Source organism: Polaromonas sp. 39-63-25, from assembly GCF_002278925.1.
GTDB lineage: Bacteria > Pseudomonadota > Gammaproteobacteria > Burkholderiales > Burkholderiaceae_C > Polaromonas.
The window spans coordinates 1-12,682 of the sequence record NZ_NCJH01000019.1 but is presented as its reverse complement, the minus strand read 5'-3'; the positions used below and the strand labels follow the sequence as shown (position 1 = coordinate 12,682).

Here is a 12,682-nt window from a genome sequence, read left to right as displayed (position 1 = left end):
CAGGATCGAATCGCAGAATTTTCAGATTTTGCACAAGGGAGCTTTTTGTAGCTTGTAGGACCCATCATGAAACGCACATACCAACCTTCCAAAGTCAAGCGCGCCCGTACGCACGGTTTCCTGTCACGCATGAAAACACGTGGCGGCCGCGCAGTGATTGCGGCCCGTCGCGCCAAGGGCCGCAAGCGCCTGGCTGTCTAAGCGCCGGGTCCAGCAGGCCTATTGCTTCGCGGACGCCTGGCGCTAGTGCAGCGGCTTAAAACCCGACCCCAGTTCCAGGCAGTCCTTGCTGGCGTCATTGTTGCAAGAACAACGCATTTCGCATTGCACCGCAATGCGCTCGATGCCATGAACGCGCAAACCGTGCCCAGCAAGACCCATGACACGCCGGACCTGTTTCCCGTTCAGGATGTCTGGGTCGGGGCGATGGTGCCCAAACGCTGGGCCAAACGGGCCGTCACGCGCAACGCCATCAAAAGACAGATCTACACCGTGAGCGCTGATTTTTCGCCTCGCCTGTCCCGTTCCGGGTGGGTGATCCGTTTGCGTCGTGACTTTTCGCGCAAGGAATTTGTCAGCGCCAGCTCGGAGGCGCTCAAGCAGGCCGTACGCAGCGAAGTGCAGGCCTTGATGCAGGCCGGGGCGCAGGCCGCATGAGCGCGCTGTCCACGCTTCGCCGTGCGGCGGTGACGCTGAGCCGGTTGCCGCAGAAAACACTGGTGGCCCTGGTCAAGGGTTACCGCCTCCTGCTCAGCCCCTGGCTGGGATCGTCGTGCCGCTTTGAGCCGACTTGTTCAGCTTATTCACTGCAGGCCTTGCAGCAGCATGGCGCCGCCCGGGGCAGCTACCTGACGCTTTACCGGGTGGCGCGTTGCCACCCCTGGTGCAGCGGCGGTTACGATCCGGTGCCGCCGCCTTCCGGCCGTCCTTCCCTTTTCACCCGTCTGGTCACGCCCGTGGCCTCGATCCCCTCTAAAAAGAAGCCGTCATGAACGACATTCGCCGTACCATTTTGTGGGTGATTTTTGGTTTTTCCATGGTCCTGCTGTGGGACCAGTGGCAGCTTTTCAATGGCAACAAGGCCACCTTTTTCCCGTCGCCCGCCCCCGCCGTGAGCAGCACGGCACCGGCGAACAAGCCGGCCAGTGCCGCCAGTGTGCCCACCGGCCCGGTCGGCGGCAGTGCCGTGCCGGCCCCGGTGGCCGGTGCCGCGGCGGCTTCGGCGCCGGGTGCGCTGCCTGCCACCACGCCGTCGGCCACCAAGGAGCGTCTGGTCGTCAACACCGATGTGCTGAGCCTGACTTTCGACACCGAAGGCGGCACGCTGGTCCACTCCTCCTTCCTCAAGCACAAGGACATGGTCGACCAGTCCTCGGGCTTTGTGCTGCTTGATGAAAGTGCGGCGCGTGTCTATGTGGCGCAGTCCGGATTGATTGCCGGCGCCGAGGGCGGCAGTTTCCCGACCCACAAGACATTGATGACCGCAGTTCCCGGCGAGCGTACGCTCAAGGACGGGCAGGACACCCTGGAAGTCAAGTTCGAGTCGGCCGAGGTCGGCGGTGTCAAGCTGGTCAAGACCTACACGCTCAAGCGCGGTGTCTATGACATGACCGTGCGTCACGACGTGGTCAACACGGGCAGCAGCGCGGCTTCGCCGCAGCTTTACCTGCAGCTGGTGCGCGACGGCAACAAGCCGCCCGGCGAGTCTTCGTTTTATTCCACCTTCACCGGCCCGGCGCTTTATACCGAGGCCAAGAAATACCAGAAGGTCGAGTTCAGCGACATCGAGAAAAACAAGGTGGACGTCGAGAAACAGGCGAGCAATGGCTACGTGGCCATGGTGCAGCATTATTTTGCGTCGGCCTGGATGCTGGCCGACGGCGTCCAGCGCGATATCTTCCTGCGCAAGGTCGACACCAACCTGTATGCGGTGGGCATGATCACGCCGCTGGGGGCTGTGGCGCCCGGCACCACCAAAACGGTGGAGGCCCGGTTTTTTGTGGGCCCCCAGATTGAAAAGCAGCTCGAAGCCATTGCGCCCGGCCTGGAGCTGGTCAAGGACTACGGCTGGCTGACGATTCTGGCCAAACCGCTGTACTGGCTGCTCGACAAGCTGCACGGCTTCCTGCAGAACTGGGGCTGGTCCATCGTGGCGCTGGTGCTGCTGCTCAAGGCCGCGTTCTACTGGCTCAACGCCAAGGCTTACGCCAGCATGGCCAAGATGAAGGCGGTCAATCCGAAGATCATGGAAATGCGCGAGCGGCTGAAAGACAAGCCGCAGGAAATGCAGCAGGCCATGATGAAGATGTACCGCGACGAAAAGGTCAACCCCATGGGGGGCTGCTTCCCCATCCTGATCCAGATTCCCGTGTTCATTGCCCTGTACTGGGTGTTGCTCAGCTCGGTCGAGATGCGCAACGCACCCTGGATTTTGTGGATCAAGGATTTGTCCTCGCCGGATCCTTACTTCATCCTGCCCATCGTGATGACCCTGACCACCATGCTGCAGACGGCCCTGAACCCGACGCCACCCGATCCGATGCAGGCCAAACTGATGTGGTTCATGCCGCTGATCTTCAGCGTGATGTTCTTCTTCTTCCCGGCCGGCCTGGTGCTCTACTGGATCACCAACAACGTGCTGTCGATCGCGCAGCAGTGGGTGATCAACACCCGCATGGGTGTGCCGCCGCAGTTCAATTTGCCGAAGTTCAAGTAAACACAAAAAAAGGGCCGCTTCGCGGCCCTTTAACATGGTGCCCTCATGCTGGCCCGTCACCACGACCCCATCGCTGCCATCACCACTGCGCCCGGCCGCGGTGCGGTGGGCATCGTCCGCATTTCAGGCAAGGCCATGGCACCGCTGGTCGAGGCCTTGTGCGGGCGCGCGCTGACACCCCGGCAGGCCACCTACCTGCCTTTTGGCGACGCGGCCGGCCAGCCGATCGACCAGGGGCTCGCGATTTTTTTTCCGGCGCCGCATTCCTACACCGGCGAAGATGTGCTCGAGTTGCAGGCCCATGGCGGGCCGGTGGTGCTTCAGTTGCTGCTGGCACGCTGCCTGGAGGCGGCGGCAGAAAATGATGCCGCCACGGGGCGGCCGCGGCTCGCCGGCCTGCGCCTGGCCCAGCCCGGTGAATTCACCGAGCGAGCTTTTCTGAACGACAAGATCGATCTGGCGCAGGCCGAGGCCATTGCCGACCTGATCGACGCCAGCACCGAAACGGCCGCACGATCGGCGGCACGTTCGCTGTCCGGGGAGTTTTCCAAAGAGGTTCATGCGCTGCTCGACCAGCTGGTGCACCTGCGCATGCTGGTGGAAGCCACGCTCGATTTCCCCGAGGAAGATATTGACTTCCTGCAGAAGGCCGATGCCCAGGGCCAGCTGACCCGTCTGCAGCAGACGCTGGCCACGGTACTGCAGCGCACGCAGCAGGGCGCCATCCTGCGGGAAGGCATCAAGGTCGTCATTGCCGGCCAGCCCAACGCCGGCAAAAGCTCGCTGCTCAATGCGCTGGCGGGTGCCGAGCTGGCCATCGTGACGCCGGTGGCCGGCACCACGCGCGACAAGGTCAGCGAACTGATCCAGATCGATGGTGTCCCCCTGCATGTGGTGGACACCGCAGGCCTGCGCGACAGCCTGCTGCCCGAGGTCGATGAAGTAGAAAAAATCGGCATCGAGCGCGCCTGGACGGAAATCCAGAGTGCCGATGCCGTGCTGTTCCTGCACGACCTGACGCGCCAGCACACGCCCGAGGATCTCCGCATTGCCATGAACTACCTCGCGGCAGACGCCCAAATCGCTGACGCCATCACCGACAGGTTGCCTGCCAACACGCCGGTGATCGATGTCTGGAACAAGTCCGACATGGCCGGTGCCGACGTGCTGGCCACGGTTTCTTCAGGCGTGCTCATCTCCGCCAAAACCGGCGCTGGCCTGCAGCAGCTGCGTCAGCAGTTGCTGCAGGTGGTGGGCTGGCAGGCCGCGCCCGAAGGGGTGTTCATGGCCCGGGAGCGCCATGTACGGGCGCTACGCCAGGTCGAGGCGCAACTCGCGCGAGCCGCCGCCCAGCTGCATGCACCGGCGCCTGCGCTGGACCTGCTGGCGGAAGACCTGCGCCAGGCCCAGAATGCCCTGGGCGACATCACCGGCCAGTTCACGACCGATGACCTGCTCGGCGAGATTTTTTCGAAATTCTGCATCGGCAAATAGCACGCTAACGATGGGTGACCCCGGCCTGGGCCGACGGTGACAGCGGACAGATTACGTGTGGCGTGCCGGTGTATCAGGTGTAAACGGGCGTTAACGTCCCTTGCGGCAAGGTCCCCGCGAAGGGTATCTTCCACCCATCATGAACGCACCCCTTCCCACTTCGGTCCGCTTTGACATCCAGGGGCTGATCAATGCGATGGCGCACAGCCATGCCAGCGACGCGCTGCGCTGTCAGCTCACCCCGCAGCAGTGGGACGTGCTGGCCGGCTACATACAGCCTTTCGCGCTGCAACAGGGGCAGTCGCTGATCGAGCAGGGTTCGGCGGACCAGACCCTGTATTTCATCGAGAGCGGGACGCTGAGCGTTCACTACCAGGACGAAAAGGGCCGCGTACGGCTGGCCATGGTGGCTGCGGGTTCCATGGTGGGCGAAGGCGCTTTTTTCTCGCGCCTGCCGCGCAACGCCACCGTGCAGGCCACCAACGCCTGCCAGCTCTGGTGTCTCACCGCGATTCGTTTCAAGGAGCTGTCCAACCGGCACAGCCCGATCGCGCTCGAACTGTGTCTGGCCATGGGCGGGGTGATGGCCAGGCGCCTGTACAACCGTCCCAAACGTGTGGCGGTCACCTGAGGGCGCTGGGTCGTGGTCAGTGGTGGCGTCACCACAAAGGCAGGTGTAAACAAGGCGCTGGCTGTGCATTCAGGCGGCGATAACGTGATTTATTGCAGGGATGGGCGCCAGGACTTACCGGCGGTACCTTGCATCCGCCCGGCGCGGGCTGCCTTGACAAGGGGAATCAGTAAACTAGACCGATGAAAGTTGCAGGCCTCCTGCAACACCACCCGATCGCTGCATGCGCAGCCATCATTTTCCAGGCGCCAGACGATGTCATTTTTCAGTTGGTTTTCGGGTACCTCCAGCAACGACCAGCGCGTCTCCGGCAAGGCGCGGCCTGGCGGCGACAGTTCGGGGCTGACGCGCGATGAGCGGACCCGGCCGGTGGCAGGCGCGCGGGCCAGGGCTTCGGTGCCAACACCCCTGAAAGCCGGCGAACACGCCGGCGAGCAGAAATCCCAGCGGCATGCCAAGAGGGAGCTGCTGTATGCCGCCGTGCGCGAGGCCATGATCCGGGCCGGCGTCCTGTCGGCCAGCTACAAATTCAAGGTGTTGTCCCTGGACCCGCGCGGTGACCAGTTCATGGTCATGATGGACCTGGCGCAGGAGTTCGGCGGCCAGACGGATCGTCTGGCGGAAATCGAGGTGATGATTGCCCAGAGCGCCAAGTCGCGCTACAACATCCGTGTGACGGCCGTGTACTGGCGCATGAACGAGCTGGTGTCGGTGGGCCGCCCCCGGCCCAGCACCCACGGCGCCCAGCCGCACAGCGCGCCAGCCGCGTTACCCGAGCCGGCTGTCGCTGCCGTTGCCGCCGTCGAGACGGCTGTTGCGGCGCCGATCACCTCCCGTTTTGAACCCATTCAGGACGACGAAGTGACCGCTTTCAAGCAGGCCCTGGCTGCCGCGTCCGCCAACGGCGGCGCGGCGCAGGTGGCAAAAGGCGTGTCAACCCGCAGCGGCCCGCACTCCTACACCCTGCTCACCGGCTTTGAAGACACCGAGATGCCGGAGATGCCTGTCTCGGCGCCGGCGCTCAGTGCAACGCAGTACGGCGACCTGATGTGAACTGCGGGCGCAGCTGCCCGCATTTTCTGGAATATTGAATCAAATCGACCTCCAGCCCTTTGTAGATGGGCGCCGACGGCTATTGAATTGATAGCGATTGACCGAGCTCAATGGCCGGCGAAATCCACCAGCGTGAACAGCGGCAGACCGGCGTCACGCAGCTTGGCGGAGCCGCCCAGCTCTGGCAGATCCACAATCGCAGCGCCTTCCATGACGCGGGCGCCCAGCTTTTCCAGCAGTTTTTTACCGGCCATCATGGTGCCGCCGGTGGCGATGAGGTCGTCGATCAGCAGCACCCTGTCGCCGGTCTTGACGGCATCTGTGTGCAGCTCGACGGTGGCGCTGCCGTATTCCAGTTCATAGGTTTCCTGCACGGTGGTGAACGGCAGCTTGCCTTTTTTGCGGATCGGCACAAAACCGATGTTGAGTTCGTACGCCACGACCGCGCCGAGAATGAAGCCGCGCGCATCCAGCCCGGCCACCACGTCGGGGCGCAGCGCCGGATCCATGTAGCGGTGCACAAACGCGTCAATCAGCACACGGAACACCTTCGGGTCCTGCAGCAGCGGCGTGATGTCGCGAAACTGGACACCGGGTGTCGGCCAGTCGGGCACGGTGCGGATGTGGCTGCGGAGATAGGGGCCGAAATTGAACGCGTCGCGGGTGGAGGGCATGGATCTAGCCAAAAGTGCTGCGGGCCACCATTTTGCCCCTTGCATCGACCACCAGGCCTTCTCCCATCGTCATGCCTTCACCGGTCAGCGCCGTCATGTTGACCTGGTGGGTGACCCACACCTCGAAATGCCCCGCCGGGATGCGGCCCAGTGCCGCGCGCAATTGCGCCGTCTGGGTTTCCCCGCCGGCGGACCCGAAAAAGGAGTTCAGCGCCGGCCAAACCCGGTGGCTGCCGAATGCCAGGTCCGCTGTGTCCTTGCAACGGCACCAGGCGCTGGACTGGACGGCGCGTGGCTGCAAGCCGCGGGACGTGAACCACTGGCCGATATGCCGGGCCTGCAGGCGCCCTTCTTCGCTGAGGTTGCGCTGCGTGCTGCACCGGTCAAGGCGAAAGTCCGGCGGGTCACCAACGCCGGGCACGGTCTGCGCATGGCGCAGCAACATCACACAGGCGCCCGCGCGAAGGCGGGTGGCGAGCGGGTCGGTTTGCGCGCCGGCCAGCCAGGGGGCGGCCAGCAGCGCGCCGGTGAAAAGTCGTCGGTCCATGAGCCTGGGAGCGCTCAGCCGCGCAAAAGTTTCTGCTCGGCCAGGGCCAGGGCTTCGGATTTGCCCGACAGCACCAAGGTGTCGCCGCCCTCGAGCAGCGTGGTGTCCAGCGCTTCGAGGGTCTTGCCGCCGCCACGGCGCAGGCTGACCACGCGCACACCGGTCGCGTGCAGTGCCAACTCGCCCAGGGGTCGGCCGGCTGACTTGATGCCGAGCGGCAGCGTGACGGTGGTCAGGCGTTCCTGCTCCAGATCGCCTGTCGTGTCGTCGTCGGCACCGCGGAAGTAGCCGCGCAGCAGGTTGTAGCGCGCGTCGCGCTGGTCCTGTACCACGCGGATCACGCGGCGCATGGGCACGCCCACCAGTGCCAGCGCATGGCTGGCCAGCATCAGGCTGGCTTCGATGGCCTCGGGCACCACCTCGGTGGCGCCGGCGGCCTGCAGCTTTTCCAGGTCGCGGTCGTCCACCGTGCGCACAATCACGGGCACCGTGGGCGCATGGGAACGGATGTTGGCCAGCACCTTGAGCGCGCTGGCGGTGTCCAGGTAGGTCACCACCACGGCGCTGGCGCGCGCCAGGCCGGCCGCCATCAGCGACTGCAGCCGCACGGCATCGCCGAACACCACCGAATCGCCAGCCGCTGCGGCCTGGCGCACCCGGTCCGGATCCAGGTCCAGCGCGATGTAGGGAATGCCTTCGCGCTCCAGCATGTGGCCGAGGTTCTGGCCGCAGCGGCCATAGCCGCAGACGATCACGTGCCGGTCGGTGTTGATGGACTTGCGCGCAATCGTGGTCATCTGCAGTGACTGCTGCAGCCATTCGCTGGAGACCAGCTTCATCACGATGCGGTTGCTGTACATGATGATGAAAGGCGTGGCCAGCATCGACAGCACCATGCTCGCCAGGATGGGGTTGAGCAGCGACGGGGGAATCAGGTTGTTGCCCTGCGCCAGGGTCAGCAGCACAAAGCCGAACTCGCCGGCCTGCGCCAGGTACAGGCCGGTGCGCAGCGACACGCCGGTAGTGGCGCCCAGGCCGCGCGCCAGCGCCGTGATCATGACCAACTTGAACAGCACCGGCACGGTCAGCAGCAGCAGCACCAGCGGCCAGCGCTCGAGCACGAGCCGCCAGTCCAGCATCATGCCGATGCTGATGAAAAACAGGCCGAGCAACACGTCATGGAAGGGCCGGATGTCGGTTTCCACCTGGTGCTTGTATTCGGTTTCCGAGATCAGCATGCCGGCGATAAACGCGCCGAGTGCCAGGCTCAACCCCGCCAGTTCGGTCAGCCAGGCCAGCGCCAGCGTGACCAGCAGCAGGTTCAGCACAAACAGCTCGTCGCTTTTGCGTCTGGCCACCAGCGTGAGCCACCAGCGCATGATGCGCTGGCCGCCGGTCATCAGCAAGCCGACCAGCACGGTCGCCTTGAGCGCGGCAACCGCCAGAGCCATCAGCAGCTTGTCCGGCGAGGCGCCCAGCGCGGGGATCAGCACCAGCAGCGGCACCACGGCCAGGTCCTGGAACAGCAGCACGCCTATCACGCGTTTGCCGTGTTCGGAATCGAGCTCCAGCCGCTCGGACAGCAGCTTGACCACCACCGCCGTGCTGCTCATGGCAATCGCGCCGGAGAGTGCCAGCGCGGTCTGCCAGGACATCTTCCACAGGGTGGGCGCCAGGGTGGCCAGAAACAGGGAGCCTACCGTGGCCAGCACAATGGTTGTAGCGACCTGGAGCAGGCCCAGACCGAAAACGTGGCGCCGCATGGAGCGCAGCTTGGGCAGGTTGAACTCGAGCCCGATCACAAACATCAGGAAAACCACGCCGAACTCGCCGAGATGGCGCACCCCGTCGGAATTCTCGGCCAATGCCAGCGCGTTCGGTCCGATCACCACCCCGACGGCCAGGTAACCGAGCATGGGCGGCAGTTTGAGCGAACGGCAGGCGACCACACCCAGCACAGCAGCCAGCAAATACAGCAGGGTGAGTTCGAGCGCGGTCATGCTTTGATGGTAGCCGATGGGGGTCTTTTCCCCCGGGTGGCGACCGGGCATGGCAGGCCCTGATTCAGTGCGGCTCTATAGAATGCAGGCATGAGCTTTGATCCCGCGAAATTCGACCCTGCGCAAGCGCTGGCATTGGCCCACAGAACCTTTGACATAGAAGCCGCCGCGGTACTCGGCCTGAAAACCCGGGTCGGCCCCGAGTTCGCGCAAGCTGTGCATGGCATGCTGGCCTGCAAGGGGCGGGTCGTGGTGATGGGCATGGGGAAAAGCGGCCACGTGGGCCGTAAAATTTCCGCGACGCTTGCGTCCACCGGTACGCCGGCCATGTTTGTCCACCCGGCGGAAGCCAGCCACGGCGACCTCGGCATGGTCTCGCCCGGGGACGTCGTGCTGGCGATTTCCAACTCCGGCGAGGTCGAGGAGCTGGCGGTCATCCTGCCGGCCCTGAAGCGCCTTGGGGTGACGCTGGTGGCGATGACCGGCCGGGCCGAATCGACGCTTGCGAAGCACGCCGACATTGTCCTGAACAGCGCCGTGGATGCGGAGGCCTGTCCGCTTAATCTGGCGCCGACGGCCAGCACCACTGCGCAAATGGCGCTGGGCGATGCGCTGGCGGTTGCGCTGCTCGACGCACGCGGCTTCAGGGAAGAAGACTTTGCCCGCTCCCACCCGGGAGGCGCGCTGGGCCGCAAGCTGCTGACGCATATCGAGGATGTGATGCGCACCGGCGATGCTGTTCCTGCGGTTGGCTTGCAAGCCAGTTTTACGGAATTGATGCGCGAGATGAGCAGGAAAGGCCTGGGCGCTTCGGCCATCGTCGATGACGCGCGCCAGGTGCGTGGCATTTTCACCGATGGTGATCTACGCCGGCTGATTGAAAAAGGCGTGGACCTGCGGGCCAGCAAAGCTGCCGAAGTCATGCATCCCGATCCGCGTACGTTGCACGCCGGCGCGCTGGCCGTGGAGGCGGTGGCGCTGATGGAGCAGTACCGCATCACCAGTGTGCTGGTGGTGGACGATGCGGGCGCCTTGTGTGGCGCGCTCAACAGCAACGACTTGCTGCGTGCCAAAGTCATTTGAAGCCATTGATGAAACCCTGTTTGCCTGCCCTGAATTTCGCGCCAGAACTGCTGCTGCCTGCTCGCCAGGTCAAGGTGGCTTTTTTCGATGTCGACGGCGTGCTCACCGACGGCGGCCTTTATTTCGGTGAATACCCGGAAGGCGACCCCCGGGCGACGCCGCAAGCCGGCTTCAATGCCGCGGGCGAGACGCTCAAACGCTTCAACTCCCTCGACGGGCATGGCCTGAAATTGCTGCAACGTGCCGGCATCACCCCGGCGGTGATCACCGGGCGCGACAGCGCCGTGCTGCGGACGCGCTTGCAGGCCCTCGGTATCGTGCATGCCCATTTCGGAACCGAAGACAAACGACCGGCGGCCGAGATCACGCTCAAGGCGCTGGGGCTGGACTGGTCGCAGGCGGCGTTCATGGGGGATGACTGGCCCGACCTGCCGGTGATGCGCCGCGTTGCCTTCAGTTGCGCACCCGCCAACGCGCATGTGGAGGTCAAGGCCCTGGCCACGCATGTCACGCGGGCCTGCGGTGGGGACGGCGCCGTGCGTGAGTTCTGCGACCTGCTGATGGTGGCCAGTGGCCGCTACGCGGCCTTGCTGCAGGAGTACACCGCCTGATGGCCGCCAACCCCGCCCTGGGCCCGCCCGCCGGCGTGGTTCCCGCCTGGCGCAACGCGCTGGACAGGGTGTCGCTGCTGTGGGAGCGCACCGCCATCTACATCCCGGTGCTGATGATGGGTGTGCTGGCCTTGGGCACATACTGGCTGGTGAGAAACACGCCCGCCTCGCTGCCGCCGGAAGGCCAGCGGGCGGTCAGCGCCGAGCCGGACTACTACATGCGCAAATTCGGCATCAAGACCTTTGACGATGCGGGGCGGCTCAAGAGCGATGTCTCCGGCGCCGAACTGCGCCACTATCCCGACACCGACACGCTGGAGATCGACCAGGCGCTGATCCGCAGCTACAGCCTGGAAGGCCGGCTGACAACCTCCACCGGAAACCGGGCCCTGACCAATGCCGACGGCTCGGAAGTCCAGCTCATCGGCAATGCCCGCGTGGTGCGCGAAGCGGCCGTGAATGCGGCCGGCCAGGAAATCCCGCGGCTCGAATTCCAGGGCGAGTTCCTGCACGTGTTTGTCAACGAGGAGCGCGCCAAGTCGCACCTGCCGGTGGTCATCACGCGTGGCAGCGACCAGTTTGCCGGCGACACCTTTGCCTACGACAATCTGGACCGCGTGGCAGACCTCAAGGGGCGCGTCAAAGGCGTGCTCGTACCGCGCAAAGCCCCCGCGGGTGGCGCGCCCTGACGGCGGCCGGTGGCCGCCTGCAAAAAATCAGCCAGCCTGTTCAGGCCCGGCAGGAGTTCTCCATGTCCAGACTCGTTTTCATCACCGGCGCCTCCAGCGGCATTGGCCAGGCCCTGGCCCTGCGGTTTTTTCAGGCCGGGTACCGGCTGGCACTGGTGGCGCGCCGGACCTCCGAGGTGGAGTCATGGGCTCAGGCTCATGGAATAAGCGCTGAAAGCTATAAAATCTATAGCGCAAATGTGGCGGACAGCAACAGCATTGTGGCGTCGGGGCAGGCCTGCATGGCGGCCCAGGGGGTGCCGGATGTGGTGGTGGCCAACGCCGGCATCAGCATCGGCATGGACACGGCGGTGCGCGAGGACCTGGAGGTGATGGCGCAGACGTTTGCCACCAACAATATCGGCCTGGCGGCGACGTTTCATCCCTTTGTGGATGCCATGGTGCAGCGGGGTTCGGGTTCGCTGGTGGGCATCGGCAGCGTGGCGGGCATTCGCGGACTGCCTGGCCACGGCGCCTACTGTGCCAGCAAAGCGGCGGTGATCAGCTATTGCGAGAGCCTGCGTGGCGAGCTGCGGCCTTCGGGCGTGAAGGTCGTGACCCTGTGTCCCGGCTACATCGATACGCCGCTGACGCAGAAGAACCGCTACGCCATGCCGTTTCTGATGCAGCCAGCGGCGTTTGCCGACAAGGCCTTCGCAGCCATTGAGGCCGGCGCCAGTTACCGCGTGATTCCCTGGGAGATGGGCGTGGTGGCCAAGCTGCTGCGCCTGTTGCCCAATGCGGTGTTTGACAAGGCCCTGGCGGGCCGGCCGCGCAAACACCGGCAACCGGAAAAACCGCTTTAACGCTATAAAAACAATAGCTGCATACGCCCGCGCTTTAAGGGCCACCATGCAAAAAGGCTTCAAAACCTAAGTCTTGAAGCCTTTTAAAGCTGTTTTCAGCCGAAGCTGAAGAGGCTGGGGGTCAGGGCTTAGTAGCCGCCGCGTCCACCGCCAGAGCCACCACCACCGTAGCCGCCGCCGCCGGAACGGCCGCCACCACCACCGCCGTAGCCACCACCGCCGCCACCACCACCGTAGCCGCCGCCACCACCGCTACCGCCGCCGAAGCCGCCGCCAGTGCGTGGAGGACGAGCTTCCATCGGACGGGCTTCGTTGACGACAACGCTGCGGCCGCCCAGA

General features: G+C 64.6%; 14 protein-coding genes and 1 pseudogene. 11 read left to right on the top strand and 4 right to left on the bottom strand.

Annotated elements, in window-relative coordinates:
- Positions 1-66: 66 nt before the first annotated feature.
- The 7 genes from rpmH to B7X65_RS18815 all read left to right on the top strand — a co-directional run bounded on the left by rpmH (position 67) and on the right by B7X65_RS18815 (position 5,894).
- Positions 67-201, top strand: coding sequence for a 50S ribosomal protein L34 (rpmH, locus tag B7X65_RS18845; protein WP_077595646.1), 135 nt, complete (start codon positions 67-69; stop codon positions 199-201).
- 45 nt (positions 202-246) lie between these two features.
- Positions 247-657 (top strand): ribonuclease P protein component, encoded by a 411-nt coding sequence (locus B7X65_RS18840; RefSeq protein ID WP_293595881.1) that lies wholly within the window; start codon positions 247-249, stop codon positions 655-657.
- Positions 658-701: 44 nt separating this feature from the next.
- Positions 702-992 carry a membrane protein insertion efficiency factor YidD gene (yidD, locus tag B7X65_RS18835; protein WP_293595880.1) on the top strand — a complete coding sequence of 97 codons (291 nt, stop codon included), beginning with the start codon at positions 702-704 and terminating at the stop codon, positions 990-992.
- A complete protein-coding gene (gene yidC / locus B7X65_RS18830; RefSeq protein ID WP_293595829.1) occupies positions 989-2,716 on the top strand; it encodes a membrane protein insertase YidC in 1,728 nt (575 codons plus the stop codon). The genes yidD and yidC overlap by 4 nt, the downstream gene beginning before the upstream one ends.
- A 45-nt stretch (positions 2,717-2,761) precedes the next feature.
- Positions 2,762-4,210 carry a tRNA uridine-5-carboxymethylaminomethyl(34) synthesis GTPase MnmE gene (mnmE, locus tag B7X65_RS18825; protein WP_293595828.1) on the top strand — a complete coding sequence of 483 codons (1,449 nt, stop codon included), beginning with the start codon at positions 2,762-2,764 and terminating at the stop codon, positions 4,208-4,210.
- A 139-nt stretch (positions 4,211-4,349) separates the two neighbouring features.
- The gene (locus B7X65_RS18820) at positions 4,350-4,841 is read left to right on the top strand and encodes a Crp/Fnr family transcriptional regulator (protein ID WP_293595827.1); all 492 of its coding nucleotides are present in this window, start codon (positions 4,350-4,352) and stop codon (positions 4,839-4,841) included.
- Positions 4,842-5,096: 255 nt separating this feature from the next.
- The gene (locus B7X65_RS18815) at positions 5,097-5,894 is read left to right on the top strand and encodes a hypothetical protein (protein ID WP_293595826.1); all 798 of its coding nucleotides are present in this window, start codon (positions 5,097-5,099) and stop codon (positions 5,892-5,894) included.
- A 107-nt stretch (positions 5,895-6,001) separates the two neighbouring features.
- Here B7X65_RS18815 and B7X65_RS18810 read toward each other — a convergent pair whose 3' ends face one another.
- Genes B7X65_RS18810 through B7X65_RS18800 form a run of 3 tightly spaced genes read right to left on the bottom strand, consistent with a single transcriptional unit; the run spans position 6,002 to position 9,115 of the window.
- On the bottom strand, positions 6,002-6,568 hold the full coding sequence (locus B7X65_RS18810) for an adenine phosphoribosyltransferase (protein WP_293595825.1): 567 nt from the start codon (positions 6,566-6,568) through the stop codon (positions 6,002-6,004).
- Between the two features lie 4 nt (positions 6,569-6,572).
- Positions 6,573-7,115, bottom strand: a complete 543-nt coding sequence (locus B7X65_RS18805; RefSeq protein WP_293595824.1) for a histidine phosphatase family protein — start codon at positions 7,113-7,115, stop codon at positions 6,573-6,575.
- Positions 7,116-7,129: 14 nt separating this feature from the next.
- Positions 7,130-9,115 (bottom strand): monovalent cation:proton antiporter family protein, encoded by a 1,986-nt coding sequence (locus tag B7X65_RS18800; RefSeq protein WP_293595879.1) that lies wholly within the window; start codon positions 9,113-9,115, stop codon positions 7,130-7,132.
- 90 nt (positions 9,116-9,205) lie between these two features.
- On the opposite strand from B7X65_RS18800, the gene B7X65_RS18795 reads away from it, so the two are divergent.
- From B7X65_RS18795 to B7X65_RS18780, 4 genes are all read left to right on the top strand, one after another.
- Positions 9,206-10,198 carry a KpsF/GutQ family sugar-phosphate isomerase gene (locus tag B7X65_RS18795; RefSeq protein ID WP_293595823.1) on the top strand — a complete coding sequence of 331 codons (993 nt, stop codon included), beginning with the start codon at positions 9,206-9,208 and terminating at the stop codon, positions 10,196-10,198.
- 8 nt (positions 10,199-10,206) lie between these two features.
- Positions 10,207-10,809 carry an HAD hydrolase family protein gene (locus B7X65_RS18790; RefSeq protein ID WP_293595822.1) on the top strand — a complete coding sequence of 201 codons (603 nt, stop codon included), beginning with the start codon at positions 10,207-10,209 and terminating at the stop codon, positions 10,807-10,809.
- Entirely contained in the window at positions 10,809-11,498 is a 690-nt protein-coding gene (gene lptC / locus B7X65_RS18785) for an LPS export ABC transporter periplasmic protein LptC (protein ID WP_293595821.1), read from the top strand. The genes B7X65_RS18790 and lptC overlap by 1 nt, the downstream gene beginning before the upstream one ends.
- Positions 11,499-11,560: 62 nt before the next feature.
- Complete coding sequence (locus tag B7X65_RS18780) at positions 11,561-12,343, top strand: SDR family oxidoreductase (RefSeq protein ID WP_293595820.1); 783 nt, start codon at positions 11,561-11,563, stop codon at positions 12,341-12,343.
- A gap of 128 nt (positions 12,344-12,471) precedes the next feature.
- Here the strand turns inward: B7X65_RS18780 and B7X65_RS18775 are convergent.
- Positions 12,472-12,682 (bottom strand): annotated as a pseudogene (locus B7X65_RS18775) (RNA-binding protein); the annotation flags it as partial.

What these genes read in the sequence shown, in the direction of transcription:
- rpmH (WP_077595646.1), top strand. Translation starts at nt 67, where the DNA reads ATGAAACGCACATACCAACCTTCCAAAGTCAAGCGCGCCCGTACGCAC.
- yidC (WP_293595829.1), top strand. Translation starts at nt 989, where the DNA reads ATGAACGACATTCGCCGTACCATTTTGTGGGTGATTTTTGGTTTTTCC.
- B7X65_RS18805 (WP_293595824.1), bottom strand. Translation starts at nt 7,115, where the DNA reads ATGGACCGACGACTTTTCACCGGCGCGCTGCTGGCCGCCCCCTGGCTG.
- B7X65_RS18790 (WP_293595822.1), top strand. Translation starts at nt 10,207, where the DNA reads ATGAAACCCTGTTTGCCTGCCCTGAATTTCGCGCCAGAACTGCTGCTG.
- B7X65_RS18800 (WP_293595879.1), bottom strand. Translation starts at nt 9,115, where the DNA reads ATGACCGCGCTCGAACTCACCCTGCTGTATTTGCTGGCTGCTGTGCTG.
- mnmE (WP_293595828.1), top strand. Translation starts at nt 2,762, where the DNA reads ATGCTGGCCCGTCACCACGACCCCATCGCTGCCATCACCACTGCGCCC.
- B7X65_RS18820 (WP_293595827.1), top strand. Translation starts at nt 4,350, where the DNA reads ATGAACGCACCCCTTCCCACTTCGGTCCGCTTTGACATCCAGGGGCTG.
- B7X65_RS18780 (WP_293595820.1), top strand. Translation starts at nt 11,561, where the DNA reads ATGTCCAGACTCGTTTTCATCACCGGCGCCTCCAGCGGCATTGGCCAG.
- B7X65_RS18815 (WP_293595826.1), top strand. Translation starts at nt 5,097, where the DNA reads ATGTCATTTTTCAGTTGGTTTTCGGGTACCTCCAGCAACGACCAGCGC.
- B7X65_RS18810 (WP_293595825.1), bottom strand. Translation starts at nt 6,568, where the DNA reads ATGCCCTCCACCCGCGACGCGTTCAATTTCGGCCCCTATCTCCGCAGC.
- B7X65_RS18795 (WP_293595823.1), top strand. Translation starts at nt 9,206, where the DNA reads ATGAGCTTTGATCCCGCGAAATTCGACCCTGCGCAAGCGCTGGCATTG.
- lptC (WP_293595821.1), top strand. Translation starts at nt 10,809, where the DNA reads ATGGCCGCCAACCCCGCCCTGGGCCCGCCCGCCGGCGTGGTTCCCGCC.